The organism is Nocardiopsis eucommiae, assembly GCF_965344335.1.
GTDB classification, from domain to species: Bacteria; Actinomycetota; Actinomycetes; order Streptosporangiales; family Streptosporangiaceae; genus Nocardiopsis; species Nocardiopsis eucommiae.
On record NZ_CBDRIY010000054.1, the window covers coordinates 1 to 24,902 of the forward strand.

A 24,902-nucleotide genomic window follows, 5' to 3' on the forward strand; every position below is an offset into this window, starting at 1 on the left:
GTCCGCTACCAGTCGCCGTCCCAGTCGGGCGGGTAGACCTTGCCGGGTTCCGTGCCGCCGAGCGCCTGGCTGCTGGTGACGAACACGTAGTCCTTCTCGCGGAGCCGTTCGACGATCTCGGGGACCGCCGCGAGCGTGGCCGGTCGGGGGTCGTGCAGTAGTACCACCGCGCCCGGCTCGACCCCGTCCAGCACGGTCTCCACGATCTCCTCCCGCCCGTGCCCCTCCCAGTCCCGGCTGTCGACCGTCCAGGCGACCTCCGCCATGCCCTGCGCGGCGATCTCCTCGTGGACGGCGTCGTTGGTGGCACCGAAGGGCGGTCGGAACTGCTCGACGGTGAAGCCGGTCTGTCTGCGGACCATCGCGCTCACCGCGGCGGTCTGCGCGGCCAGCCGATCGGGGTCCATCCGGTTCATGTGCTCGTGTTCGTCGCCGTGACTGGCGATCTCGTGCCCCTCGGCGTAGGCGCGCCGCAGCACGCTCGGCCGGGTCAGGGCCGGTCCGCCGTTGAGGAAGAACGAGGCGGTGACCTCCTCCTCGGCGAGGAGGTCCAGCAGGCGCGGAGTGGCCTCCACCGGGCCGTCGTCGAAGGTCAGGGCCACGCACCTGGTCTCGCCGTCCTGGCAGTCCACCCCGGGGTCACCGGCGTTGACCACTCCGGGCGGCGGCCCGACCTCGGCGTCGTCCGGCCTGCCCGGGGGCAGTTCCAGGTCGGGCTCCTCCACCAGTGCGGCCTCCCGGGCGCGTGCGCCCAGGTCCGAGAGCAGGGGAGCGGCCCGCTCGTGCTCGACCACCACGGCCCTGCGACCGGGGGAACTGTCGGGGACGTGCCCGTCGACGATCGGTGACAGGTGGCCGTCGTCGAACTCGACCACCAGGTCCCCCGAGGAGTTGAACCCGATCGAGTCGTAGGTCCTCAGGACGGGGTGCAGGGCGTCGGGGTCCACGTGCTCGTCGTCGGCCAGTTCCTCGCGCGCGAGGGCGTTGAGTCGGACCAGCTCCTCCTGCCCGCGCAGCAGCTCGGTGGAGGAGGACACGGAGCGCTCCCGGGCGTCGTACCAGTACGTCGCGTGGCCCTCCCGCAGGCCGTGCATGTCCTCCTCGGTCCTGACCAGCCGGACCCCGAGGACCCCGTCCCCGGCGGCGACCAGCTCCCAGGCGACGTCCAGCCGCACCGGATCGCGGGTCCCGGCACGGAAGTCACGGACCTCCTGGTCGACCCGCGCGGCCAGACCCTCAGCGAAGTCCCCGGCCCCCTCGAACTCCGGGTAGGCGACGCTGACCTCCACGCCCTCGGGCTCGTACGGGTGGCCGGTGAAGTCACCGGCGTCGCCCCGCCACTCCCCGACACCGTCCCCGGCCGCGTCGGCCAACACGGTGAGCCGCAGCGGGTCACCTCCGTCCACGCCCGTCGTCCCGGTCCCGCACGCGGCGAGCGGGAGGGCCAGCAGAAGCGCGACCCCCGCCCGGAACGGGTGTGCCCGGACCGGGCGGGGCGGGGGAACGGTCCGGCCCGGCCCAACTCTCCTCGACGCCAAAACCCGACTCCCTCGTCCCTGCTCCTCACGGCTGCTGGGAGCAACATAGGGGACGGCACCCCGGCCCCTCCGACGCTGTCCACATGTGGACAGCGGTCCGGGACCGGGGCTCGGGTCGGGTCACTCCGTGTCGCTCGGGGACTCCTCCGGAGCCTCCTCGGGCACGCCGTCGACGTAGGTGCGGCCCGGCTCGGTGGTGCCGAGCAGCTGGGACACCGTGACCATGGAGTACCCGCGTTCGTCCAGTTCACGGATGACGTCGATCGACGCGTCGATGGTGGTGGGGTGGATGTCGTGCATCAGGATGATGGCGCCGTCGGACGCGCCGTCCAGCGCGCGCTCGCGCACCACCTTCGCCTTGCGGTCCCGCCAGTCGTTGGTGTCCACGCTCCACAGGATCTGCGCCAGCCCGAGCTCCGCCGTCACCTCCGCGACCGTGCCGTCGGTCACCCCGTACGGCGGTCGCATCAGGTCCATCGTGTAGCCGGTCTCCCGGTGCACCAGCGCCTGCGTCGCCTCCAGGTTCTCGCGGACCCCGCCCGCCGAGAGCTCCGTCAGGTCGGGGTGGTCCAGGGTGTGGTTGGCCACCTCGTGCCCCTCGGCGTAGGTGCGGCGTACCACCCACGGGTGCTCCCTGACCGGGAGGCCGGTGACGAAGAACGTGGCCTTGGCATCGTGCGCGGCCAGGGCGTCCAGCAGCTCCGGGGTGCGTCCGCCCGGGCCGTCGTCGTAGGTGAGCGCCACACACGTGGTGTCGGGCGCGGAACAGTCGACCGAGTCGTCACGCGGGGCCAGCACGCCGGGCGCCGCCGGGACCGAGCCGTCCTTGTCCGCCTCGGGAGCCTCGTCGATGGAGAACTCGCGCACCCCCGTGGTCGCCGCGTCGCGGACCCGCAGCCCGAGGTCGGAGAGCAGCGTCTCGGCCTCGTCCCGGGGCAGCACCGCGTGCACACGGCCCGCGTCGGCCGGGGCGACCTGGCCCGCGTCGAACTCGACCACGAGGTCGCCGTCCGGGTTGAATCCCACGGAGTCGTAGAGCGAACTGATCGGGTGCAGCGCCGAGGGAACGGCGTCGGTGTCGGACACCGCCTCACGCACCCGCTCGTTCAGGTCGGTCAGCTCCGCCTGCCCGGCGAGGAGGTGGCTCGAACCGTGGACCGCGCCGGTGTCGGTCTCGTACCAGTAGGTGCTGTGTCCCTCGCGCGTCTCCTCGGAGTCCGTCTCGGTGGTGGTCATCCGCACGCCCACGATCCCGTCGTCGGCCGCGGTCAGCCCCCACTCCCCGTGGAACGTGCGTGCGCCGGGGACGGCCGCCTCGAAGGCCCGCGCCTGGGCGCTGAGGGTCCGTTCCAGGAAGTCCGACAGCGGCTCGGCGTTCGGGATGGACGGGTAGGTGACGGAGACGTCCGCGTCCCCCTCGTGGGCGAGGGTGATCTCCTCCGTTCCGGGGACCGCGTCGGGGGTGACCGTGGTCAGTTGGTCGGGTTCGCCGGTGGCCGGGGGTCCGTCCCCGGCTGACTGCTCGCCGTCGCCCGCCAGGGCACTGTCCTCCAACAGTCCGACGGGTCGGGACGCCGACAGCACCAGCCCCAGCAGGACGACCATCGCGATCGCGACCGTGACAAGGGGTCGGTCGGGAGCCATGGTCTGCCGGTCTTGCTGCTTCACCTGTGGTTCTCCACGTTCATCGTCTGACGAACGTTCGTGGGGGAGGAGGGGGAGCGCTCCCCCACGTAACGCTGATTGTCGGTTGTGATGCCGCGAACCCGGCACGGGTTCACGCCGAGTGGCCGAGGGCCACGCCGGGTGCATGGGCGGAGGGGGCGCTCCCTATACTTGCAGCCGTGGAAGGTACACGCTCCACCCTTGGTCACCCCGGAAGCCTTCCGGGGCGGGCGTTGCGTGTCGAGAGAGGGAACCCGGTGCGAGTCCGGGACTGCCCCGCAGCGGTGAGTGGGAACGAACGTCGCCACAAGCACTGGTGATCCGACCGGAAAAGTCGGAAACTGGGAAGCGGCGACCAGTAGGAACCCGGCGGAGACGCCGGAGACGCCCACGAGTCCGAAGACCTGCCTCCACCCGGCGGCGCACCCGTGCCGCCGGTGGTCCCGTGCCCCGAGGGAGGGCCGAGGGCGGAGACAGCCGAGCGCCGTAGGCGCTCCCTCGGCGTGTCCGCGCCTTCGTTCGCCTCGCGGCCGGTACCCGGCTTTCGACGAGGGAGAGAAGCTCCATGCCCAGCACCCCGGCCGCCCGGCCGTCCGTGCGTTCCACCGTGCACGGTTATCCGCGCATCGGCCCCGACCGCGAACTCAAGCGCGCCAGCGAGTCCTACTGGAAGGGCGGCACCACCGCCGCCGAACTCGACGCCGTCGCCTCCGAACTCCGCCTGGGCGTCTACGCCCAGCTGCGGGAGGCGGGCGTGGACGACCTGCCGTCCAACACCTTCTCCTTCTACGACCAGGTGCTGGACACGGCGGTCCTGTTCGACCTCGTGCCCTCCCGCTTCCCCTCCCCGGCCCAGGCCGGGGACCGGGACGAGCAGCTGCGCCGCTACTTCGCGCTCGCCCGGGGCGAGCAGGGCGCTCCGCCCCTGGAGATGACCAAGTGGTTCGACACCAACTACCACTACCTCGTCCCCGAGCTCTCCCCGAGCACCCGGCCGCGCCTGGTCGGTGACAAGCCCGTAACCGAGTTCCGCGAGGCCTCCGAGGCCGGGTTCAGGACCCGTCCCGTGCTGGTCGGTCCGCTGACCTTCCTCCTGCTGGCCAAGGCGGCCGACGACGCCCCCGAGGGCTGGGAGCCGATCGAGCTCCTCGACCAGCTCCTGGACGCCTACGCCCGCCTGCTGTCCGACCTCAGGGCCGCCGGCGCCACCGAGGTCCAGCTCGACGAGCCGATCCTGGCCACGGACGACGGCCGCTCGGCCGTCGGTCACCTGGAGCGCGTCTACCAGCGCCTGGGTGCCCTCACCGACCGCCCCTCCCTCCTGGTCTCCACCTACTTCGGCTCCATCGGCGCCGCCGCCCTGCGGGTCCTCAAGGACTCCCCGGTGGAGGCGGTCGGCCTCGACCTGGTCACCGACGCCGAGGGCGTCGAGGACCTCGCCGCGGTCTCCGGCCTCGGCTCCACACGCCTGGTCGCGGGCGTCGTCGACGGCCGCAACGTGTGGCGGACGGACCTGCCCGCCGCCGTGGCGGAGCTGGGCACGCTGCTCGCCCTCACCGACGAGCTGACCGTGAGCACCTCCTGCTCGCTGCTGCACGTGCCGATCGACCTCGACGCGGAGACCTCGCTCGCCCCCGAGCTGCGTGCCGCGCTGGCCTTCGCCAAGCAGAAGGCCGAGGAGGTGGCCCTGCTCGGCCGTGTCCTCACCGAGGGCGAGGACGCCGCCTTCGACGCGGCCGCCACCGGCAACCCGTCGTTCACCGACGCCCGTGTGCGCGCCCGCCTGGACGCCCTGGGGCAGGACGCCTACGAGCGGCCCGAGGACCGTGGCGCTCCCACCGACGTCACCCTGACCACGACCACCATCGGCTCCTTCCCGCAGACTCCCGAGCTGCGCCGTGCCCGCGCCGCGCACCGCAGGGGCGAGCTGTCGACCGAGGAGTACGAGCGGACCCTGCGCTCGGAGATCGACCGCGTCATCGCGCTCCAGGAGGAGATCGGCCTGGACGTCCTCGTCCACGGCGAGCCCGAGCGCAACGACATGGTGCAGTACTTCGCCGAGCAGTTGGAGGGCTACGCCACCACCGAGCGCGGGTGGGTGCAGTCCTACGGTTCGCGCTGCGTGCGCCCGCCGATCCTGTTCGGTGACGTCTCGCGCCCCGAGCCGATGACGGTCGAGTGGATCACCTACGCCCAGTCGCGCACCGACAAGCCGGTCAAGGGCATGCTGACCGGCCCCGTCACCATGCTCGCCTGGTCGTTCGTCCGTACCGACCAGCCGCTCGGCGAGACCGCCCGCCAGGTGGGTCTGGCCCTGCGGGACGAGGTCGCGGACCTGGAGCGCGCGGGCATCCGTCACATCCAGGTGGACGAGGCGGCCCTGCGTGAGCTGCTGCCCCTGCGCGAGGAGCAGCGCCAGGCCTACCTGGACTGGGCGGTGAACTCCTTCCGCCTGGCGACGTCCGGGGTGGCGGCGAGCACCACCATCCACACGCACATGTGCTACTCGGAGTTCAACCAGATCGTCGGCGGCATCGAGGCGCTGGACGCCGACGTCACCAGCGTCGAGGCGGCCCGCTCGCGCATGGAGCTCGTGGAGGCCCTGGGCGCGCGCGGCTACAAGCGGGGCATCGGACCCGGCGTGTACGACATCCACTCGCCCCGGGTGCCCTCGGTCGAGGAGATCGAGGCCTCACTGCGGCTGGCGGCGACGCACGTGGACGCCGGGAACCTCTGGGTCAACCCGGACTGCGGTCTGAAGACCCGTGGCTACGCGGAGGCCGAGCAGGCGCTGCGCAACATGGTCGAGGCGGCCCGCCGGGTCCGCGCCGACCTCGCCTGACGACGGGGGCGGAACACGAGGAAGGGGGCCGCGGCGATGCCGCGGCCCCCTTCGGTGCCCGGGCCGACACACGGCCCGCACGGGTCAGCCCCCGACGATGGCCAGCGCCTCGTTGGCGGCGTTGACCATGATGTCCTGGGTGTTGTCCGGCAGGGCGAGGTCCTCGTGATCACCCGAGGTGGTGTCGAGGTAGTAGGTCACCGAGATGATCAGGTTGTCCTGACGCAGCAGCAGGCTGGCCTCGGGAAGCTTGTCCCCGAGCAGGTCGGTCTTGGTGATGACCAGGTACGCCTCGCTCCCGATCTCCAACTCCTCGTCCACCTCGACGTCGTCGGCGTCGTAGCGGTCCGACTCGGCGCCGCCACGGACGCGCTCCAGCGTGTACTCGATGTCCTCGGAGGCGGCCTCCGGGGAGTCGCTGGCGCTGTAGGGCAGCTTGAAGCCCACCTCCAGCGAGCCGAAGCCCTCGGTGGGACTGCTGTCCGGGAGGTCACCGAGGTTGGAGCAGCTCGACGTGTTGTCGGAGACGTACTTGCTGCCGCTGTCGCGGAGGACGAAGTCCGTCTGCACCTGGTCGGTGAAGGCCTCGCAGGGCTCGGTGGGCAGGGCGTGGGGCGGGTCGCCGAGGGCGCCGTTCGAGGCGGGGGTCTCCTCCTCGACCGGCTCCTCCTCCGCGGGCTCCTCCTCCACGACCTCCGATGACTCGTCGGGACCGGAGGCGATCTCCCCGCCGTCGTTGCCGTTGGTGACGAGCATGACGACCACGGCGATCACGAGGACGACGATGACCACGCCGCCGCCGATGACCACCCAGAGACCGGCCTTGCTGCCCCCGCCGCCCTGAGGCGGCTGCGCGGGCGGGTACCCACCGGGGCCCACCGGGCCGACGGGACCGCCGGGGCCGGGGCCGTAGGGCGGCTGGCCGCCCGCGTACATGCCCTGGTCGGGGCCGGGTGCGCCCGGGTAGGGGCCCTGGCCGTAGCCGGGCTGACCGCCGGTGGCGGCGTCACCGTAGGGGTTCCCCTGCGGCGGGCCGTAGGGCGGCTGTCCTCCGGTGCCGTCCCCGCCACCGTAAGGATTCTGCGGCGGCTGGTTGTAAGGTCCGTTTTCGCTCATGGCTCCCCTCGCCCGGTGATGTGGTGACCGTCTTGTGTGAGGCGCGCGTTCGCGCCCGTGGGTTCTCACGAGTTCCCGTGGTGGCCACCGGCTGATCGCCGGGTGGATGACAGCACGGGGAACCGTGGGGGAGGTGGGCCCGCCTCGTACGCCGTGACCGCGGGCGAGAGCGGACGGGCGTGGGCGGGAGTTCCCCGTGTCGTGAGGAGGTCCCCGGTTCCGACGGGGCGCCGACCGCCGCGTGTGGAGCCAGCGGGTCGGTTCCCCGCAGGTCAGGGTCGGGACGCCTTGCATCTTAGCCCTGACCGGTGTCAACGCGGCAGGCCGGACCTGGGGTAGGAGGGTGAATCGTCATCGTTTCGTGCTTCTGACACACCAGCTCGTCATTTGCGTGACTTGATCGTGATGTCCACCCATGGACAGAGCGATCGGAACTCGGGTAAGGGGCGTGTCGGAATTCGGGTCCTTGGTCCCGTCAGGCGTGGGCGCGGAAACCACCGGCGACCTGCGTGACCGTTCCGGGCGCCCGCCGGTGTGCTTGGTGAGGCGCCCGTGGCCGGAAGTGGCCAGTGGGAGCACGCGCCCCACCGGCCGACCAGCGTCAGAACATCGAGATGTGCACGTGGTCGAAGTGGTTCTCGGTCATGTTGCCCCGGTCGGACATCGCCCGCCAGCCCTCGTCACCGCGTCTCACGTCCCAGATCTGCTGGCGGTAGATGACGTACATGATCCCCAGGTCGTCGGCGTTCTCCATGGCCCACTCCGAGATCTCCCAGCCGCGTTCGATCTCCTCCTCGCTGGGCATGCCGCCGTTCGGGTCGAGCATGAAGTCGCAGGCCCGGCCCTTGGGGTGCTCACCGACCACGAAGCCGCCGTCCGGCCGGTAGCACCCGACCCCGCCCACGTCGTCCCCGCGCCCGAACTTCTCGATCACCAGGTCCCGCATCTGCTCGGTGCGCGGGGTGATGCTGTTGTGCGGCTGCATGGGCTGGCTCGGGTGGTCCGCGATCAGGACGTGCACCTCCGACCTGCGGTCCTCCAGTTCGGTGAGGTCGTCCGAGGCCGCGTCCAGGCGCTCCTGGGCGTTCTCCTGGGCCACCTCGTCACGGGAGAGCGCCTGGTTCAGGTGGTCGATCTTCTCCTGGTTGGTGGTGGTCAGGTAGTCGATCACCACGGCACGGTCGATGACCTCGTCCGGCTCCGCCTCCACGAACAGCGACATGGACGGGTCGATCCCGCTGCTGGTGTAGGTGGCCACGGCCAGGGAGACCACCTGGTCACGGGCCTCGCTCACCTCCTCACGGGTGGCCTCGGCGCGGCCCTCGGCCCGTTCGGCCTCCTCCATCACCGCCTCCATGTCGCGCAGCTCGCCCTCGTACTCCTCGGTGAGGGTCTCGGCCCGGGACTTGAGGTCGCTCATGCTCTCCGGCTCCCGTGGCGGGGTCGGGGCGGCGGAGGCGGGCAGGGCGACCACGGCCGTGGCGGCGCACAGGGAGAGGGACAGCGCGGTGACCCGGACACCACGGGAGGGCAGGAGGCGGGACAGACGGGACCCCGCCACGGCGGACAGCGCGCGTGCGCCCTCCGCGAGGTCGGCGAAGGCCTCGGCCCGGCTGCGGGCCGGGGGGTCGGGCGCCCAGAAGTCGGCGTGCTCGTCGCCGGTGGGCCGTGGACGGCCGAACCCCACCGCGCCGGTGGGGCGCACTGTGTCTGCGGTCTGCGCTGTGTCCTCGAAGTCCTCGAACTGCACGGTGGTCGCTCCTCGGGCCCACGCGCGTCCCCCTGCGGGCACGGGGCGCTGTGGGTGCGTCTGCTCGTCGTTCCCGGGCGGGCGCGGCGGCCGTGGGGCTGCGGCGGCCCTCGGTGCTCACGGCGCGTGTGCGCCAAGGGAGAGTCACGGGACGGTAATGAGTGTAGGCACTCACGAGGACCTTCGGGTGGGAGTGGATCGGACGTCACTCCAACAAAAGCCTCGATGTGTTGTAAATAACCATATTCAGGCCAAGTGTTTTGCTGAACCAACCCGGCCGGGCATGGTTGAGTTGGTGCCGTGAAGGCTCCTGAGCACGGCAAAGCGACCCCCGTCACCATGGCGGACACCACCCGGCGGTGCGTTCCGCTGCCCGGCGGCCGCTGTCGCATGCCCCGTTAGCCACCTCCGCCACCGAGCCGCGCCCGGCGCCCCGCGCCGGAGCCGCCTCCCCGGGGCCGTCCTCCACGCTCCCGCGGCCGCCGGACGTACCGGCGCGTCGCCGCCGCCCGCCAGGTGAGCGCTTCGTACGCTCGGGTGTGGGCGTCAACCCCACGCTGAGTCCAGAGCGCTCCCGTGTCCGCGAGCGGCCTCAGGGACACCACCGCCAGACGTCGATGGGAAAACCGTGATTGACGCAGTGGGTCTACACAAGACCTACAGGTTGAAGAAACGCCAGGTGCACGCCCTCAACGGGGTGGACCTGCATGTCGAGTCCGGCGAGATCTTCGGGGTCGTGGGCCAGAGCGGTGCCGGAAAGAGCACCCTCCTGCGCTCGGTGAACCTGTTGGAACGCCCCGACAGCGGCAGCGTGCGCGTGGGGGAGGAGGAACTCACCTCCCTGCGCGGTGCCCGTCTGCGCGCGGCCCGGCGGGGGATCGGCATGGTGCACCAGCACTTCGCCCTGCTCTCCTCCCGTACGGTCGCGGGCAACGTCGGCTTCCCCCTGGAGGTCGCCGGGGTCTCCCGCGCCAAGCGTGCCACCCGGGTGGGTGAGCTCCTGGAGCTGGTGGGCCTGGGCGACAAGGCGCGCGCCTACCCCTCCCAGCTCTCGGGCGGGCAGAAGCAGCGCGTGGGCATCGCCCGCGCCCTGGCCTCCGACCCCCACGTCCTGCTGAGCGACGAGGCCACCTCCGCCCTGGACCCGGCCACCACCGACTCGATCCTGTCCCTGCTGCGCCGCCTGCGCGACGAGCTGGGCCTGACCATCCTGCTGATCACCCACGAGATGGACGTGATCAAGCGGATCTGCGACTCCGCCGCGATCATGGAGGACGGCGCGTTCCTCGAGTCCGGCCGCGTACTGGACCTCATCGGCACCCCGGGGTCCCTGCTGGCGCGCTCCCTCTTCCCCCTGCCGGACAACGGCGGCCCCGAGAGCGTGGTCATCACCTACCCGCGCTCCTTCGACGAGCCCTTCATGTCCGAACTCACCCGCCGCTTCGACGTGGACGTGAACATCCTCGGCGGCGGTGTGGAGCAGGTCGCCGGACAGTCGGTGGGACGCCTCAGCGTCGACATGCGCGGGGAGCGCCGCCGTGAGGCGCTCAGCTACCTGTCCGAGCACGGCCTGCTGGTCGAGGAGGCCGGAAAGTGACCATCAACCCCGCCGACGTCCTCGTCCTCGCGCAGGAGGGGAACGCTCTCACCGCCATCACCGACTTCGTCGCCGACTGGCCCGACATGTGGCCCAGCCTGTGGCTCGGCACCCAGGACACCATCTACATGGTGTGGTGGGCGACCGTCTTCAGCGTCCTGGTCGGCCTGCCGCTGGGCGTGCTGCTGGTCGCCACCGACCGGGGCGGCCTCGTTCCGGCCCCCGCGGTGCGCGCCGTGCTCAGCGCGATCGTCAACGTCGGCCGTTCCCTGCCCTTCATCGTCCTCATGGTGGCGGTGCTGTCACTCACCCGCTTCCTGGTCGGCACGACCCTGGGCCCCACGGCCGCGATCGTCCCGCTGAGCATCGGCGCCATCCCGTTCTTCGCCCGCCTGGTGGAGACCTCCCTGCGCGAGGTGGACCGCGGGGTGATCGAGGCCGCGCACGCGATGGGCACCCGCAAGTTCACGATCGTGGGCAAGGTGATGCTGCCCGAGGCCATGCCCGGCCTGATCGCGGGTCTGGTGATGACCGTGGTCACGCTCATCTCGTACTCCGCGATGGCCGGTGCCATCGGCGGCGGAGGCCTGGGCGACCTCGCCATCCGCGAGGGCTACCAGCGCTTCAACGACCACTACCTGTGGGCCACCGTGATCCTGCTGATCGTCATCGTGCAGGTCGCGCAGAGCCTGGGTGACCTGCTTGTGCGCAGGCTGTCCCGGCGCTGACCCCCGCCCCCCGACACACCCCTCGCCCCCCTCCAGAGTTGACCGGAACCGACCGCAAGGAGACAGCGATGACAGGGACGAACGTGCTTCGGGGGGTCGCCGTGGCCGGCGCCGCGGCGGTCCTCCTGGCGGGGTGCGGGAGCCCCAGCGAGCGGGCGGCCGACGACGGCGGGGAGGAGGGCGTCGTGACCCTGCGGGTCGGCGCCACCCCGCTGCCGCACGCGGAGATCCTGGAGTTCGTCAACGACGAGCTGGCGGCCGACGCCGGACTGGCGATCGAAGTCGTCGAGTACACCGACTACAACCAGCCGAATGCGGCCCTGGCCGAGGGCGAGCTCGACGCGAACTACTACCAGACGGTGCCCTTCCTCGAGGAGTACCTGGAGGGCAATCCGGACACGGACCTGTCCTACGTGGCCGACGTGCACCTGGAGGCCTTCGGCCTGTACTCCGAGAGCCTCACGGACCTCGACGACCTCCCCGAGGGCGCGAGCATCGCCGTGCCCAACGACGCCTCGAACATGGACCGTGCCATGCGCCTGCTCGCCGAGCAGGACGTGATCACCCTGGCCGACGACACGGACGGCCAGGCCACGGAGTCCGACATCGAGGACAACCCGTCGGACGTCACGATCACCCCGGTGGAGGCGGCCCAGCTGCCGCGCTCCCTCCAGGACGTGGACGCGGCCGTGGTCAACGGCAACTACGCCCTGGAGGCGAACCTCACCGAGACCGCCAACGCGCTGGCCTGGGAGGAGACCGAGGACAACCCGTACGCCAACGGACTGGTGGTGCGTTCGGAGGACGTGGGGTCCGAGGACCTGGTCCGCCTCAACGACCTCCTTCACAGCCAGGAGGTGCGCGACTTCATGGAGGAGCGCTGGCAGGGGATCGTCATCCCGGTCGGGCCGGGCACGGACTAGGCCGTGTTTGTGGATGCTTTCGCCGGTGGCGGCGGAGCCGCCATCGATGCGAGCGGCCGCCAGGCCATCTCTCGCAAGACGAGGAGCGAGAGGCAGCCCGGGGTTGGCTGTCCGAGCTTCATCGGCGCGGCGAGAGGCAGCCTGGCAACGCGAGCGCGGAATGATCCACAAAACACGGACTAGGGTCTCCCGCTCTCCCAGAGGGCCCCGGTGGGACTCCCACCGGGGCCCTCCGCCGTACGGGACGGACGGTAACGGTTGAATCTCGGGGAGGCGTCACTCCGTTGACTCGCGACAGGGCGTCTGCTTCGGTGAATGGGAGCGCTCCCAACGACGTCCACCCGCCACGGAAGGTGCGTACCGAAGCAGTGAGCAACCCCAACGACTTCCCCGAAGGCTTCCTCTGGGGGGCGGCGACCGCCTCCTTCCAGATCGAGGGCGCCACCACCGCCGACGGCCGAGGCCGCAGCATCTGGGACACCTTCGCCGAGACCCCCGGCAAGGTCCTCAACGGGGACACCGGTGACCCCGCCGACGACCACTACCACCGCTACGCCGAGGACGTCGCGCTCATGCGACGGCTCAACCTCGGCGCCTACCGCTTCTCGGTCGCCTGGCCGCGTGTCGTCCCCGACGGCACCGGCCCCGTCAACCAGGCCGGGCTCGACTTCTACGACCGCCTGGTCGACAGCCTCCTCGAAGCGGGCGTCCAACCCTGGGCCACCCTGTACCACTGGGACCTGCCCCAGCCCCTGGAGGATGCCGGAGGCTGGCCCGTCCGGGACACCGCGTACCGGTTCGCCGACTACTCACGGGTGGTCGCCGAGGCGCTCGGTGACCGGGTCACCCACTGGATGACCATCAACGAGCCCTGGTGCGCCGCCTTCCTCGGCTACGAGAACGGCCACCACGCCCCGGGCCGCAAGGACCCCGCCGCCGCCCTGGCCGCGACCCACCACCTGCTGCTCGGGCACGGTCTGGCGGCCGAGGCGATCCGCTCCACCGGCCACCCCTCCAAGGTCGGCCTGGCGCACAACCAGGCGGTCATCCGGCCGCACGGCGCCAACGCCGCCGACGCCCGGGCCGCGCGCCGCGCGGACGGGGTGCGCAACCGCATCTTCACCGACCCCCTGCTCAAGGGCGCCTACCCGGCGGACGTGGTGGCCGACCTCGCGGACGTCAGCGACTTCTCGTTCGTGCTGGACGGCGACCTCAAGACGATCTCCACGCCCCTGGACTTCCTCGGGGTCAACTACTACTCGCCCGAGTTCGTCGCGGGCTCGGCCGAGGGCATCGACCCCGCCCTGGTCAGCGGCGACGGCGACGCGTGGCTGGGCGCGGGCCCCGACGAGGTCCACGTGTCCCAGGGGCTCCCCGTCACCCACATGGGCTGGGAGATCGACCCCACCGGTCTGTACGACGTCCTCCAACGCCTGGCGGGCGAGAGCGGCGGCGTCGACCTGTACGTGACCGAGAACGGCTGCGCGTTCGAGGACACCGTCAGCGAGGACGGCGCCGTCCACGACCCCGACCGCACCGACTACTACGAGGGCCACCTGCGGGCCGCGAGGGAGGCCATCCACGCCGGGGTACCGTTGCGCGGTTACTTCGCCTGGTCACTTCTGGATAATTTCGAGTGGGCATGGGGATACTCCCGCCGGTTCGGGATCGTCCACGTGGACTACGAGACGCAGGAACGCGTGGTCAAGGACACCGGGCACTGGTACGCGGAGCTGGCCAGGACCGGACGGTTCCCCGAGCGGTAGACCACCGGTGGCGGACCGTGAGCGTTCGTGGGGTGCCGTCGTACGGACGGACGCCGCACGAACGCTCACGTGGTCGACCCGTGCCCGACCGCACACACAACCGCCGCCCGGGCGACCGGCGGCACGACGTCCAAGGAGCCCACAAGTGGCCAAGAGTGGCGGTCGGCAGCGGCCGACCCTGGAGATGGTGGCGGAACGGGCCGGGGTCGGCCGCGGCACCGTGTCCCGGGTGATCAACGGGTCGTCCCAGGTCAGCCCCCGGACCCGTGAGGCCGTACACGCCGCGATCGCCGAGCTCGGGTACAGCCCCAACCAGGCGGCCCGGACCCTGGTCACGCGCCGCACGGACACGATCGCCCTGGTCGTCTCCGAGGCGAGGGACCGCCTGTTCGCGGACCCCTTCTTCGCGGACATCATCCGGGGGGTCAGCTCGGTTCTGCACGAGCGGGACCTCCAGCTCATGCTCACCACCGCCCGGGGCGAGGCCGAGCACAAGCGCGTGGGCGAGTACCTCAGCGGCTCGCACGTGGACGGTGCCCTCCTGGTGTCGCTGCACCGGGACGACCCCCTCACCTCCCGCCTGGCCGAGTCCGGCGTGCCGGTGGTGCACGGCGGCCGCCCGTACTCCGAGGCCCAGCCCGCGCCGTTCTGCGTCGACATCGACAACCTCGACGGAGCTCGGGTGGCCACCCGCCACCTCCTGGACTCCGGGTACGCCAGGATCGCCACCATCACCGGCCCGCAGGACATGAACGCCGGTGTGGAACGCCTGCGGGGCTACCGCGAGGGCATGGCCGCCGCCGGTCGCGAGGTGGACGAGCGCCTGGTGGTCCAGGGCGACTTCAGTGTGGAGGGCGGTGCCGAGGCCATGGCCCGCCTGCTGGACCAGGGAGGCGAGCCCGACGCGGTCTTCGCCGCCTCCGACATGATGGCCGTCGGCGCCATCCGCGCGCTCCGGGAACGCGGCCTCAGCGTGCCCGGGGACGTCGCCCTGGTCGGTTTCGACGACACCCTCATGGCGCGGCACAGCGACCCGTCGCTGACCACCGTCCACCAGCCCACGGTCCAGATGGGCCAGGAGATGGCCCGGCTGCTCGTGGACGTCGCGATCCCGCGCACGGCGGAGGCCGAGACCATCCTCCTCGACACCCGGTTGGTGGTGCGCGACTCCGCCTGACCCCCGGCGCGGCCCCGCTCACCGGCACTTTCGCGCCCGTGGCCGCTGGACTCGCGTGTGCCGCCTGTGCGAGGCTGGTCGCGATTTCGCGGAGGACGGCGGGGGCACATGAAGTCGACGCGGGAACCGACCCACACCAGGTGCGCGATCTCCGCGTGCGGTTGGTGCGACCGGAACGGCGACCTCTGCCGGTTCTGCGCCGGGACGGGGTGGTGGCGGCCGGAGCGGCCCCACCGGGAGGTCAACGGGCTGGTCGTCTGGCACCGGGTCGACGAGCCGTGCCGTGGGTGCGCCGGGACCGGCAAGGAGCACGGGTCGACTGCCGCCTCCTGACCCGTGCCATCGGGGGCCGCCCCCCGCGCCCCGTACCGAGGGGCGCCCCGACGGCGAGCCCGTACGGAGCTCGTGAACCGAACGTGGAGGAACTGTGCGCTGGGTCACCTACCTGTCACCGAGCGGTGGCGGTGCGCGCGTGGGCGCGCTGGACGACGGTGACGTGATGGGCAGCCCCGGGGGCCGGAGCCTCGGTGAGCTGCTGGAGGGCGGCGACGACGCCCTGGCGGCCGCGCACCAGCGGGCCGTGGACGGCGCGATCGAGATCATCGTCGAACCCGAGGCGCGTATGTGCGCCCCGGTCCTGCCCACCGGGCCGGTGCCGGTGCTCGTGGGCGAGCGCGAGTACGCGATCGGCCCCGAACTGGTGCGGGGAGTCGACGACCCCGTGGCGCCCGAGGCCCGGTCCGCCCGGGTGGGCGTGGCCGCCCTGGCCGGGGGATCGGGGCACGCGAGCGCCTACACCCCGGCCTGTCTGTGGCTGGACGAGGCGGGCGAGCCCGTGGAGCTGATCCTGGGGCCCGTCCTGACCACCTCCGACGAGCTGTCCGGCGACGTGCTGGAGCTCAGCACCTCGGTGGACGACGAGGAGAACGGGCACGGCCGGGTCGAGCCCGACCACGACTGGCTGGTGTCGGGGCCGGGCCGGATCCGCGCTCTGCTGCCCGTCGCCACCCCCGTGCTGGAGGCGGACGAGGAGCTCTTCGTGGACGCCGGGGAACTGGGCACCTACGAGGTCAGGGTCGGTTCCCAGGTCTGAGCGGTTCGGTCGGGCCCCGGGTCAGGGGGTGTACTCCCAGTGCCAGGGCTCGAACCCGTCCCGGGCCCACTCCGGGTTCTCCCATCCGTGCTCCGGCGCGTGGTCGAGCATCCACCGGTGCTCGGGGGTCCCGAGTTCGTGCACGCCGCCGCACAGGTCCACGGCGACGCCCAGACCGTGCGCGCTGGTGCCGGGCCGGGCGGCCATCCCGGGCAGCATCTCCTGGAAGAGCCGGACCTGCTCGTGATACGGGCGGTAGGAATCGGTCACGCACATCGGGCGGCCGAACTCTGACCGGAATTCACCGTCGAGCTCGATGAACGCGGCGGCCGCGTCGGCCCTCAGCCGCTCGCCGGGCTGCGGCAGCGGGCACAGCGACGTGTCCGGCACCCTCCCGTTCTCGACGTCCGACGTACCGCCGCCCGCGCAGCCGCCGGGACCGCCCGCCGCCGCGTCCGCCCCGCCGGGGGAACCGGCCCCGGCGCCCTCGGTTCCGCCGACGGCCTCCCGGGCGTCGGCCAGAGCCGCCTTGCGGCGCGCCTCCTCGTCCCCGGGGTCCCGGGTGCCGGCCAGGGCGTCCTCCAGCCGCGTCTGCTGCTCCAGGAGCTTCTCGGTCCGCCCCTGCTGGGCCTCGATGGCCTCGATGGCCGTCTCACGCGCGGTGTCCGCCGCCTCGGTGGCCTCGGCCTGATCCTGCTCAGCGGACTCCGCCGCCTCGGCCAGGGTGTCGGTGGCGACCTGGGAGGCCCGGGCGCGGGAGAGGTCGGCGGAGCGGTGCTCCCCGAACAGCGTGAGGTAGGCGCCGCGCTCCAGTGCGTGTGCGGGCCCCTCGGGGCCGATCCAGGCCCGCATGAGGCTCAGGTCCGCGCCCTTGTAGGCGCTGGCGGCCTGGCGGGCCGCGCCCAGCCGGGTGCCCTCGTGGCGCAGGTCCGCAGCCTCCGCCCGGGAGTCGGCGGCCTCGCGCTCAGCGCTGAGCTCGTCCAGCCGGGCGCTCTCCTCCTCGTAGGCCCGGATCCTCTCGGCGGCGCTCTCCTGGAGGGCGGCGACCTCCGCGCGCGCCGTCGCCAGCTCCACGCGCAGTCGGTCCAGCTCCCCCGGGCCGGAGTCGGTGACGTCGGCGGAGCCGGGGGCCGCACAGGTGAGGGAGAACAGCAGCGCCGTGCTCAGTGGGAGCAGTGTGTGGACCGAAAAGCGGCGAAACGGAGGATTCTTCTGTGAACTGGGAGAAGTGCCGTGGGCGATGCGTGGGTGACTCTGGGTGCTCGAACCGGGGCGCGACGAGGTGCGCATTTCCGCCTCCCCCTCAGGGCCTGCGTATACGTGACAGCCACGATGTCACGGAGGGGCGGCGCGGAGGTGGATGCTGGCGGTGTGTCCAAATAGTTACCTCAATGTCCGGCCGGTTTTCGGTCGCCCGGTCTGACCTGGGGGATTGGCCCTAATGCGGACAGGGAGGGGATTACGGCCACGGTTGGCGTCCGATGATCTTGCTTGATGGGCATCAATCGCCCGAAGCGAGCCCTTCTCGCCCATTGGTACGCTATGCACCGCACGCGCACCACGACAGTGTCGGTGCGCGGCGCCTCTCCTCCCAGGCGAGTCCGGCGGACAGTCTTCACATCTCCCCACATTCCCACTGCTTCCTGCTTCTGGTGGACCACTGTGGTCATGCCGACCTTCCGGTCTGGAGCGGTCCGATCCCTGGGTTCAACAGCCGTTCGAGGCGGTGACACGAAAGGTTGCGAGGGTCCGTGTCGACACGAGCGACGAAAAGCGGGGCCAGCGCTCAGAGCGAGGCAGCGCAGGCCGACAACGCCGATGCCAAGCCCCGGCGCAGATCCAACTGGTGGCGGCCACGTAACTGGCGGGTGCGCTCCCGACTGGTGGCCCTCATCGTCATCCCGACCGCCGTCGCGCTAGCGCTCGGCGGACTGCGGGTCTACGAGGCCTCGGTCTCCACCGTCACCCACGCGCACATCGAGGACCGCGCCCAGGTGGGCGTCCTCATCGTGGACCTGGCCAACCAGCTGGGCCGCGAGCGCACGGCCAGCGCCGTCTACATCTCCGACAACGCGGACCCGGACCGTCGGTCCGACGACCTCCGCCAGGAGATGGAGACCGAGCGGGCCGCCACACTCGACCTCCAGAGCACCCTGAACGCCCGTCTGGACGACATGGGCACGATGGACGGAGACCTGGCACAGACCCGCCTCGCGGCGATGCGCAGCCAGCTCTCCACACTGGAGTCGCTGCGCACCGAGGTCGACTCCACCCGCATCACGGTCCTGCCCGTCGTGACGAAGTACCGGACCATCGCCCGGTCGCTCTCCGACTTCAACCAGACCATCGCGGACGAGACCAACGACACCGAGCTCCGTGAGGCCGTCCGCGCCCTCACCGCGCTGTCGAACGCCCGAGACCAGCTCTCCTACGAGACGGCGCTGATGGGCCACTCCCTGGCCCGCAACACGATGACCGGCGGTATCTCCGAGGCCATCGACTCCAGCCGGGCCCGCTACGAGAACGAGATCTCGAACTTCATCCAGGCCGCCTCGCCCCAGCAGCGCGCGGTCTTCGACGAGAACTTCACCGGCCTGGAGGTCAGCCAGGTCTCCACCATGCGTATGCGCGTCATGTACCGCGCCGACCGTGGCGACCCCCTGACCAACGTCACGCCCAACGACGGCCCCGAGGACTACGCGGCCATCGCGGACACGGCCCTGGAGCGCCTCAATACGGTCGAGACCAGTCTCGCCGAGGGCATCGCCGCCGACGCCAACGATCTGCGCGGCCAGGCCCTGGTCCGCACGATCATGGACCTCATCATCGTCGCGGGCGTGCTCCTGGCGGTCTTCATCCTGACCTCCCTCGTGGTCCGCTCCCTGGTGCGCCCGCTGCGCACCCTGGAGGACGGCGCCCGCCGCGTCGCGGAACGCGACCTGCCCGAGGCGATCAACCGGATGCAGGAGGCCGGGACGGTCCCCGAGTCCGTCAAGGTGACGCCCATCGAGGTGCACACCCACGACGAGATCGGTGAGGTCGCCCGCGCCTTCGACGACGTCCACCGCGTCGCCCTGACCCTGGCCTCCGACGAGGCCGGGCTGCGCAGCAACGTCAACGCGATGTTCGTCAACCTCTCCCGCCGAAGCCAGACCCTGGTGGAGCGGCAGCTGCGCCTGATCGACGGTCTGGAGCAGTCCGAGCAGGACTCCGACCGCCTCTCCGACCTCTTCCAGCTGGACCACCTCGCCACGCGCATGCGGCGCAACAACGAGAACCTGCTGGTCCTGTCCGGACAGGACAACACCCGCAAGTGGGCCCAGCCCGTCCCGCTGGTCGACGTCCTCCGAGGCGCCGTCTCCGAGGTCGAGCAGTACGAGCGCGTCAACGTGCGCGCCCCCTCCCACATCTCGGTGCTCGGCCGCCCGGTCAACGACGTCATCCACCTCGTCGCGGAGCTGGTGGAGAACGCCACCTCGTTCTCCCCGCACGACACCGAGGTGCTGGTCAGCGCCAAGATCATGGACAACGGCTCCGTGCAGGTCGACGTGACCGACAGCGGCATCGGCATGGCCCCGGAGGACCTGGCGGCGGTCAACGCCCGCCTGGCCGCGCCGCCGGTCATCGACGTCGCGGTCTCGCGCCGCATGGGTCTGTTCGTGGTCTCGCGCCTGGCACACCGCCACGGCATCCGCATGAGCCTCAAGGAGGCGCACGGCGGCGGTACCACCGCCAGCGTCGTCTTCCCGCCGGACCTGCTCATCACCCCGGTGGAGGGCCAGCACGCCCTGGGCGGGGTCGACAGTCGCCCCGAGCTCTCCGCCGGTGCCCCCGACACCTTCGCCGAGGCCGAGGCGGCCTTCGCCGCCAGCCCCGCGGCCGAGGAACCGGGCGACCCCTGGAACAGCCAGGAGGCCGGTGACCTCGGAGGCGACCTGGGCGGTCTGCCCAAGCGCAAGCCCGTCGGCGGTCGGCCGGAGGAGCACCCGCCCAGCGGCCAGGACCTGTGGAACACCACCAGCACCGGCTCGGTCTGGGAGGCGCCCAACCGCACCGAGGGCCTGTCGCCCAACAGCGGTCTGACCGACAACGCCAACCCGGTCGTGGACCCCTACGACGTGCCTGAGGAGGAGCCGAAGCAGGAGGAGACCACCGGTCGCAGCCTGTTCGACCCGGCCCCCCGCAACGGCGCGGACACGGGGTCGTTCAGCGCCCCGGACACCGGCTCCTTCCGTCGGCCCACCGACACGGGCGGCTTCGGTCGCCCCGCCTCGGACACGGGCGCCTTCGGGCGGTCCGCCGAGCCCGGAAGCCGGAGCACGGACTCCTACGACGCCTTCGGCACCGGGACCCACCGGAGCGGGGCCTTCGGCTCGGGATCCGTCGAATCCGGCAGGCCAGAGACCCCGGCGGCACCGGCGCGCGGCGACGACAGCACCGAGACCTTCCCGGCGATCTCCTCCTGGGACTCCGGCGCCCAGCAGCCCCACCAGGCTCCGGCGCAGCCCCAGCAGCCCCAGCAGCCCGAACCCCACACCACGGGCAACTGGCGCGGCGGGGGCGACTCGCGGGAGGGCTACGGTTCCACGGCCTACCTGTCACGCCGCTACGGTGGTGCCCAGGGCCCGAACAACACCGTCGTCCCGGCGGCGCCGTCCGGTGAGGACGCCGACTCGCTGCCGATCTTCGACGCGATCGAGTCCAACTGGTTCAAGCGCCGGACCGGCGGTCCCACCGTGGACACCACCGAGACCGGACCGATCCAGCAGGTGCCTCCGGCGCCCCAGGAAGCACCGGAGCCCCAGCGCACGCGCAGGGACGCCGCTCAGCAGCAGCCCGCGGCCAACCCCCGCTCCGACCAGGAGTGGAGCTCGGCGGCGGACCGCGGCTGGAAGGCCGCACGCACCGCGGCCGAGCCGCAAGCGGGAGGTCTGACCACCTCGGGCTTGCCAAAACGGGTTCCCAAGGCAAACCTTGTTCCTGGTACCGCACCCAAGCCGGAGAACTTCAAGCAGATGCCCACCCGAAGCGCGGACCGTGTCCGCAACCGCTTCTCGGGCTTCCAGAAGGGCGTCCGGGACGGTCGGAACCGGCTCGGCGACAGTTCGACAGAGGAGTGACCCAAGTGGCCAGTGGTGGGACGGGGTCCCTCACAGCCCGGGAAGCCGGATGCAATAGCATCTACCGAGCTTCTCGGACGCACCACACCCATCGCTTGACGAGAGCGGAACACCAGACTCCCGGTCACCCCCACGGGAGGGGCCGGGTGGTTCGCAAAGGCAGTGCTGTCACATGCCGTGCCGGCGGTAGCAGTGCCCACAGATCGACCGGCGAACTTGGACAGGAGATCAGATGAGTCGACAGGTGAATGAACTCAACTGGTTGATCACTGACTTTGCCGACCGGGTACCCGATGTCGCCCACGCGATCGTCGTCTCCTCTGACGGCCTTCCGTTGGCTTCGTCCGCGGGCTTCCCGACCGACCGGGCCGACCAGCTGGCGGCGATCGCCTCTGGTCTGTCCAGCCTGACGCAGGGCGCGGCCCGGGTGTTCGAGGGTGGAGCGGTCGCCCAGACCGTCGTCGAGATGGAGCGGGGGCTGATGCTCATCATGGCCATCAGCGACGGCTCCTGTCTCGCCGTCCTCGCGGCGGCCGAGAGTGACCTCGGTCTGGTCGCGTACGAGATGACCCTGCTCGTCGAGCGGGCGGGGCGGGCGCTGACACCAACGGCGCGCACCTCGGGAATCCACTGATCCACCACCGACAGGAGGAAGTGGTGGCACCTCACAGTAGAGATGCCGGGAGCGCCTCGTGGTTCGGACAACAGCCGGGCCATCCCCCCTCGGGAGGGATGCCGGCCGTTCCGGGCGGCGGAGATGTTCCTCGACCAATCCAACAACCGTATGACCAACGACCCGCGCCGGGCAGCGCCCCCAGTTCGCTGGTGCGCCCCTACGCGGTCACCAAGGGCCGTACCAAGCCGAAGTCTCAGCTTCCACTGGAGGCGCTGATCTCGGCCACCGCGGCGGCCCGGAACGAGTCAGGGACGCTGACGCCTGAATGGCAGGCGATCAGTGACCTGTGTCGGGAATGGCGATCCGTGGCGGAGATCTCCGCGCTGTTGCGGATGCCTCTCGGTGTGGCGCGGGTGCTTGTGGCGGACATGTCCGAGCAGGGACTGGTCCAGATCAGGTCTTCGCTCAACAACGACGCTCGCCCCAACACCAACCTGCTTGAAAGGGTGCTCAGTGGACTTCGCAAGCTCTAGCCCAGCCGAGGAAGGCGGTGCTGGGGGGAACGCGATGACGTCGGTCAAGATCGTCGTCGCCGGGGGCTTCGGTGTCGGGAAGACGACATTCGTTGGCTCCGTCTCCGAGATCGTGCCGCTGACGACCGAGGCGGTCATGACCAGCGCCAGCGTCGGGGTGGACGACCTCGCCAAGACGCCGGACAAGCAGACCACGACCGTCGCCATGGACTTCGGCCGCGTCTCCCTCGACTCCGACCTGATCCTGTACCTGTTCGGCACCCCCGGGCAGCACCGGTTCTGGTTCATGTGGGACGACCTGGTCAAGGGTGCCATCGGCGCGGTCGTGCTGGTGGACACGCGACGCCTGGCCGACTGCTTCCCCGCGATCGACTACTTCGAAGAGGCGCGTCTGCCCTTCATCGTGGGCATCAACGGGTTCGACGGCTACTACCCCCACGCCGCGGACGAGGTCCGGGACGCGCTCACGCTCAGCCCGGAGATCCCCATCGTCCAGGTGGACGCCCGTGACAAGGCCTCCACCAAGACGACGCTCATCACCCTCGTCGAGCACGCGATCACGGTGGGGGACCCCGAGGGCGCCGCAGGGCAGCAGCCCACCTCCACCGGGGGCCAGAACTCCTGGCGCTGACCAGGACCTGCCCCGGGCCCGGGGTCCCGCACGGAGTACGGCCCGGTTCCCGCACGTCGGGAACCGGGCGTCCGTGTCCTCCCTGAACTGGCATCATGGCGGGATGACCTCCTCCCAGCCCGACGGGGCCGAGACGACCCGACGCTTCCGAGACGTGGCCGAGCGGGTGCTCGACGCCCTGTTGTCCGACGCCCCCGAGTGGGCGCTGGACCTGGGGGACACCCGGGGGGCCCACCGTCTGACCGACCACTCCGTCGAGGCCGACTCCCTCCGCGTCCACGTCCTCACCGACGCGCTGGGCGCCCTGGACGAGATCGACGCGGACCTCCTCACGGCCGACGACCTGGTGGACCTGGAGATGCTCCGGACCAGGATCAGCGCCGACCTGTGGCACACCACCGAACTGCGCCCGCACACGTGGAACCCCCTGGTGCACTCCCCGGGCGAGGCCCTGCACGCCCTCCTCGAACGCGAGACCCTGCCCGTGGAGGAGCGCCTGGCGGCCCTGACCGCGCGCTGCGCCGCCCTGCCCGCCTACCTGGACACCGCGCGCGTCCGCCTGTCCGAGGGCCCCGGCATGCCGCGTGTGCACGTGGAGACCGCCCTGGGCCAGCTGGAGGGCGCCCGGACGATGCTCACCGAGGACGTCCCCGCCCTGGCCACCCGGCACGCCGCACACGCCTCCGGGCTCGAACCCGCGCGTGCCGCCGCACTCGCCGCGCTCGACGAGTACACCTCCTGGATGCGCACCGAGCTGGAGTTCGCCAGCGGGAACCCGCGTCTGGGAGCCCGGCGGTTCGCCGCCCAGCTCTGGTACACGCTCGACTCCGAACTCTCCCCGGAGGCGCTCCTCGTACGCGCCGAGAGCGACCTCCTCGCCACCGAGGAGGCGCTGGCCGAGGCCGCCGCCGAGTACGCGGGCGAGCCGCGCCGCCCCGGCCAGGTGGCCGAGGTGCTCTCCGCCCTGGCCGACGAGTTCGAGATCGGCCCCGAGGGGGTCGTCCCGTCCTGCACGGACGCCCTGGCGCACCTCTACTCCCGGGTCCGCGAACTGGACCTGGCGACCGTCCACGACGACCCGGTCGAGGTCATCCCGATGCCGCTCTCCCGGCGGGGCGTGGCCGTGGCCTACTGCGACGCGCCCGGGGCGCTCGACCCCGACGCCGCCTCGCAGCCCACCTTCGTCGCCGTGGCCCCGCCGCCCGAGGAGTGGCCCGCCGAGCGCCGGGCCTCCTTCCTGCGCGAGTACAACGGGGGCATGCTGCGCAACCTGATGGTCCACGAGGCCCTGCCCGGGCACGCCCTCCAACTCGCCCACGCCGCGCGCCACCGGGGCCACACCCGGGTGCGCTCGGCGCTGAGCAGCGGCACCTTCGTGGAGGGCTGGGCGGTGCACGCCGAGGACGTCCTCGCCGGGCACGGCTGGTCCGGCGGCTCCGACCCCGCCACCCGCCGAACCAACCTGGCGCTGCGTCTGGTCCAGCTCAAGATGCGGCTGCGGGCCGTCCTCAACGCGATCCTCGACGTGCGGGTGCACACCGGCGACCTCACCGAGTCCGAGGCCGTCGCCCTGCTGACCGATCGCGGCCACCAGGAGGAGGGTGAGGCCGTCGGCAAGTGGCGGCGCGCCCTGCTCACCAGCGCCCAGCTGTCCACCTACTACGTGGGCTACGCCGAGGTCTCCGACATCGCCCGTGACCTGGCGCGTACACGCCCCGACGCACCGGTCGGCCGCCTGCACGACGCCATGCTGGCCCACGGCAACCCGCCCCCGCGCCACCTGCGCACCCTGCTCGGACTCTGAGAC

18 protein-coding genes and 1 riboswitch are annotated in these 24,902 nt (G+C 71.6%); of the genes, 13 read left to right on the forward strand and 5 right to left on the reverse strand.

All coding sequences use genetic code 11. The annotated features are described in order from the left end of the window. Positions 1-5 precede the first annotated feature (5 nt). Positions 6-1,538, reverse strand: a complete 1,533-nt coding sequence (locus ACRWK8_RS24580; protein WP_431873022.1) for a polysaccharide deacetylase family protein — start codon at positions 1,536-1,538, stop codon at positions 6-8. A gap of 120 nt (positions 1,539-1,658) precedes the next feature. Then, on the reverse strand, positions 1,659-3,182 hold the full coding sequence (locus tag ACRWK8_RS24585) for a polysaccharide deacetylase family protein (protein ID WP_431873029.1): 1,524 nt from the start codon (positions 3,180-3,182) through the stop codon (positions 1,659-1,661). Between the two features lie 223 nt (positions 3,183-3,405). Further along, positions 3,406-3,613: riboswitch (cobalamin riboswitch) on the forward strand. 155 nt (positions 3,614-3,768) lie between these two features. Between ACRWK8_RS24585 and metE the strand changes: the two genes are divergently transcribed. Then, positions 3,769-6,045: a 5-methyltetrahydropteroyltriglutamate--homocysteine S-methyltransferase gene (metE, locus tag ACRWK8_RS24590; protein ID WP_378741228.1), complete on the forward strand. Its 2,277-nt coding sequence runs from the start codon at positions 3,769-3,771 to the stop codon at positions 6,043-6,045. An 84-nt stretch (positions 6,046-6,129) separates the two neighbouring features. On the opposite strand, the gene ACRWK8_RS24595 is transcribed toward metE, so the two are convergent. Both ACRWK8_RS24595 and ACRWK8_RS24600 read right to left on the reverse strand, forming a co-directional pair. Beyond that, on the reverse strand, positions 6,130-7,161 hold the full coding sequence (locus ACRWK8_RS24595) for a DUF3558 domain-containing protein (protein ID WP_431873023.1): 1,032 nt from the start codon (positions 7,159-7,161) through the stop codon (positions 6,130-6,132). Between the two features lie 601 nt (positions 7,162-7,762). Beyond that, positions 7,763-8,848, reverse strand: a complete 1,086-nt coding sequence (locus tag ACRWK8_RS24600) for a coiled-coil domain-containing protein (RefSeq protein ID WP_378741565.1) — start codon at positions 8,846-8,848, stop codon at positions 7,763-7,765. 703 nt (positions 8,849-9,551) lie between these two features. Here ACRWK8_RS24600 and ACRWK8_RS24605 point away from each other — a divergent pair. The 7 genes from ACRWK8_RS24605 (at position 9,552) to ACRWK8_RS24635 (ending at position 16,195) form a co-directional block, all read left to right on the forward strand. Then, complete coding sequence (locus tag ACRWK8_RS24605; RefSeq protein WP_378741568.1) at positions 9,552-10,508, forward strand: methionine ABC transporter ATP-binding protein; 957 nt, start codon at positions 9,552-9,554, stop codon at positions 10,506-10,508. Further along, positions 10,505-11,236, forward strand: coding sequence for a methionine ABC transporter permease (locus ACRWK8_RS24610; protein ID WP_378741232.1), 732 nt, complete (start codon positions 10,505-10,507; stop codon positions 11,234-11,236). The genes ACRWK8_RS24605 and ACRWK8_RS24610 overlap by 4 nt, the downstream gene beginning before the upstream one ends. Positions 11,237-11,304: 68 nt before the next feature. Then, positions 11,305-12,159, forward strand: a complete 855-nt coding sequence (locus ACRWK8_RS24615; RefSeq protein WP_378741234.1) for a MetQ/NlpA family ABC transporter substrate-binding protein — start codon at positions 11,305-11,307, stop codon at positions 12,157-12,159. A gap of 368 nt (positions 12,160-12,527) precedes the next feature. Further along, positions 12,528-13,925, forward strand: a complete 1,398-nt coding sequence (locus ACRWK8_RS24620; RefSeq protein WP_431873024.1) for a GH1 family beta-glucosidase — start codon at positions 12,528-12,530, stop codon at positions 13,923-13,925. A 145-nt stretch (positions 13,926-14,070) separates the two neighbouring features. Beyond that, positions 14,071-15,102, forward strand: a complete 1,032-nt coding sequence (locus tag ACRWK8_RS24625) for a LacI family DNA-binding transcriptional regulator (RefSeq protein ID WP_378741238.1) — start codon at positions 14,071-14,073, stop codon at positions 15,100-15,102. A 108-nt stretch (positions 15,103-15,210) separates the two neighbouring features. Continuing rightward, positions 15,211-15,435: a hypothetical protein gene (locus tag ACRWK8_RS24630; RefSeq protein WP_378741240.1), complete on the forward strand. Its 225-nt coding sequence runs from the start codon at positions 15,211-15,213 to the stop codon at positions 15,433-15,435. Positions 15,436-15,529: 94 nt separating this feature from the next. Further along, the gene (locus ACRWK8_RS24635; protein WP_431873025.1) at positions 15,530-16,195 is read left to right on the forward strand and encodes a hypothetical protein; all 666 of its coding nucleotides are present in this window, start codon (positions 15,530-15,532) and stop codon (positions 16,193-16,195) included. A 21-nt stretch (positions 16,196-16,216) separates the two neighbouring features. Here the strand turns inward: ACRWK8_RS24635 and ACRWK8_RS24640 are convergent, their stop codons facing one another. Further along, positions 16,217-17,485, reverse strand: a complete 1,269-nt coding sequence (locus tag ACRWK8_RS24640; protein WP_378741244.1) for a D-alanyl-D-alanine carboxypeptidase family protein — start codon at positions 17,483-17,485, stop codon at positions 16,217-16,219. A gap of 578 nt (positions 17,486-18,063) precedes the next feature. Here ACRWK8_RS24640 and ACRWK8_RS24645 point away from each other — a divergent pair. The 5 genes from ACRWK8_RS24645 (at position 18,064) to ACRWK8_RS24665 (ending at position 24,899) form a co-directional block, all read left to right on the forward strand. Further along, a complete protein-coding gene (locus ACRWK8_RS24645) occupies positions 18,064-21,315 on the forward strand; it encodes a sensor histidine kinase (protein WP_431873030.1) in 3,252 nt (1,083 codons plus the stop codon). Between the two features lie 232 nt (positions 21,316-21,547). Further along, a complete protein-coding gene (locus tag ACRWK8_RS24650) occupies positions 21,548-21,949 on the forward strand; it encodes a roadblock/LC7 domain-containing protein (protein WP_049567543.1) in 402 nt (133 codons plus the stop codon). 98 nt (positions 21,950-22,047) lie between these two features. Then, on the forward strand, positions 22,048-22,464 hold the full coding sequence (locus ACRWK8_RS24655) for a DUF742 domain-containing protein (protein ID WP_225942487.1): 417 nt from the start codon (positions 22,048-22,050) through the stop codon (positions 22,462-22,464). A 34-nt stretch (positions 22,465-22,498) separates the two neighbouring features. Continuing rightward, positions 22,499-23,095, forward strand: coding sequence for a GTP-binding protein (locus ACRWK8_RS24660; protein WP_378741247.1), 597 nt, complete (start codon positions 22,499-22,501; stop codon positions 23,093-23,095). A gap of 103 nt (positions 23,096-23,198) precedes the next feature. After that, positions 23,199-24,899, forward strand: coding sequence for a DUF885 domain-containing protein (locus tag ACRWK8_RS24665; RefSeq protein ID WP_431873026.1), 1,701 nt, complete (start codon positions 23,199-23,201; stop codon positions 24,897-24,899). Positions 24,900-24,902: the final 3 nt, after the last annotated feature.

Coding starts and splice junctions, on each gene's coding strand:
- ACRWK8_RS24660 (WP_378741247.1), top strand. CDS start 22,499: ATGACGTCGGTCAAGATCGTCGTCGCCGGGGGCTTCGGTGTCGGGAAG.
- ACRWK8_RS24595 (WP_431873023.1), bottom strand. CDS start 7,161: ATGAGCGAAAACGGACCTTACAACCAGCCGCCGCAGAATCCTTACGGT.
- ACRWK8_RS24630 (WP_378741240.1), top strand. CDS start 15,211: ATGAAGTCGACGCGGGAACCGACCCACACCAGGTGCGCGATCTCCGCG.
- ACRWK8_RS24615 (WP_378741234.1), top strand. CDS start 11,305: ATGACAGGGACGAACGTGCTTCGGGGGGTCGCCGTGGCCGGCGCCGCG.
- metE (WP_378741228.1), top strand. CDS start 3,769: ATGCCCAGCACCCCGGCCGCCCGGCCGTCCGTGCGTTCCACCGTGCAC.
- ACRWK8_RS24665 (WP_431873026.1), top strand. CDS start 23,199: ATGACCTCCTCCCAGCCCGACGGGGCCGAGACGACCCGACGCTTCCGA.
- ACRWK8_RS24585 (WP_431873029.1), bottom strand. CDS start 3,182: ATGGCTCCCGACCGACCCCTTGTCACGGTCGCGATCGCGATGGTCGTC.
- ACRWK8_RS24655 (WP_225942487.1), top strand. CDS start 22,048: ATGCCGGCCGTTCCGGGCGGCGGAGATGTTCCTCGACCAATCCAACAA.
- ACRWK8_RS24650 (WP_049567543.1), top strand. CDS start 21,548: ATGAGTCGACAGGTGAATGAACTCAACTGGTTGATCACTGACTTTGCC.
- ACRWK8_RS24640 (WP_378741244.1), bottom strand. CDS start 17,485: ATGCGCACCTCGTCGCGCCCCGGTTCGAGCACCCAGAGTCACCCACGC.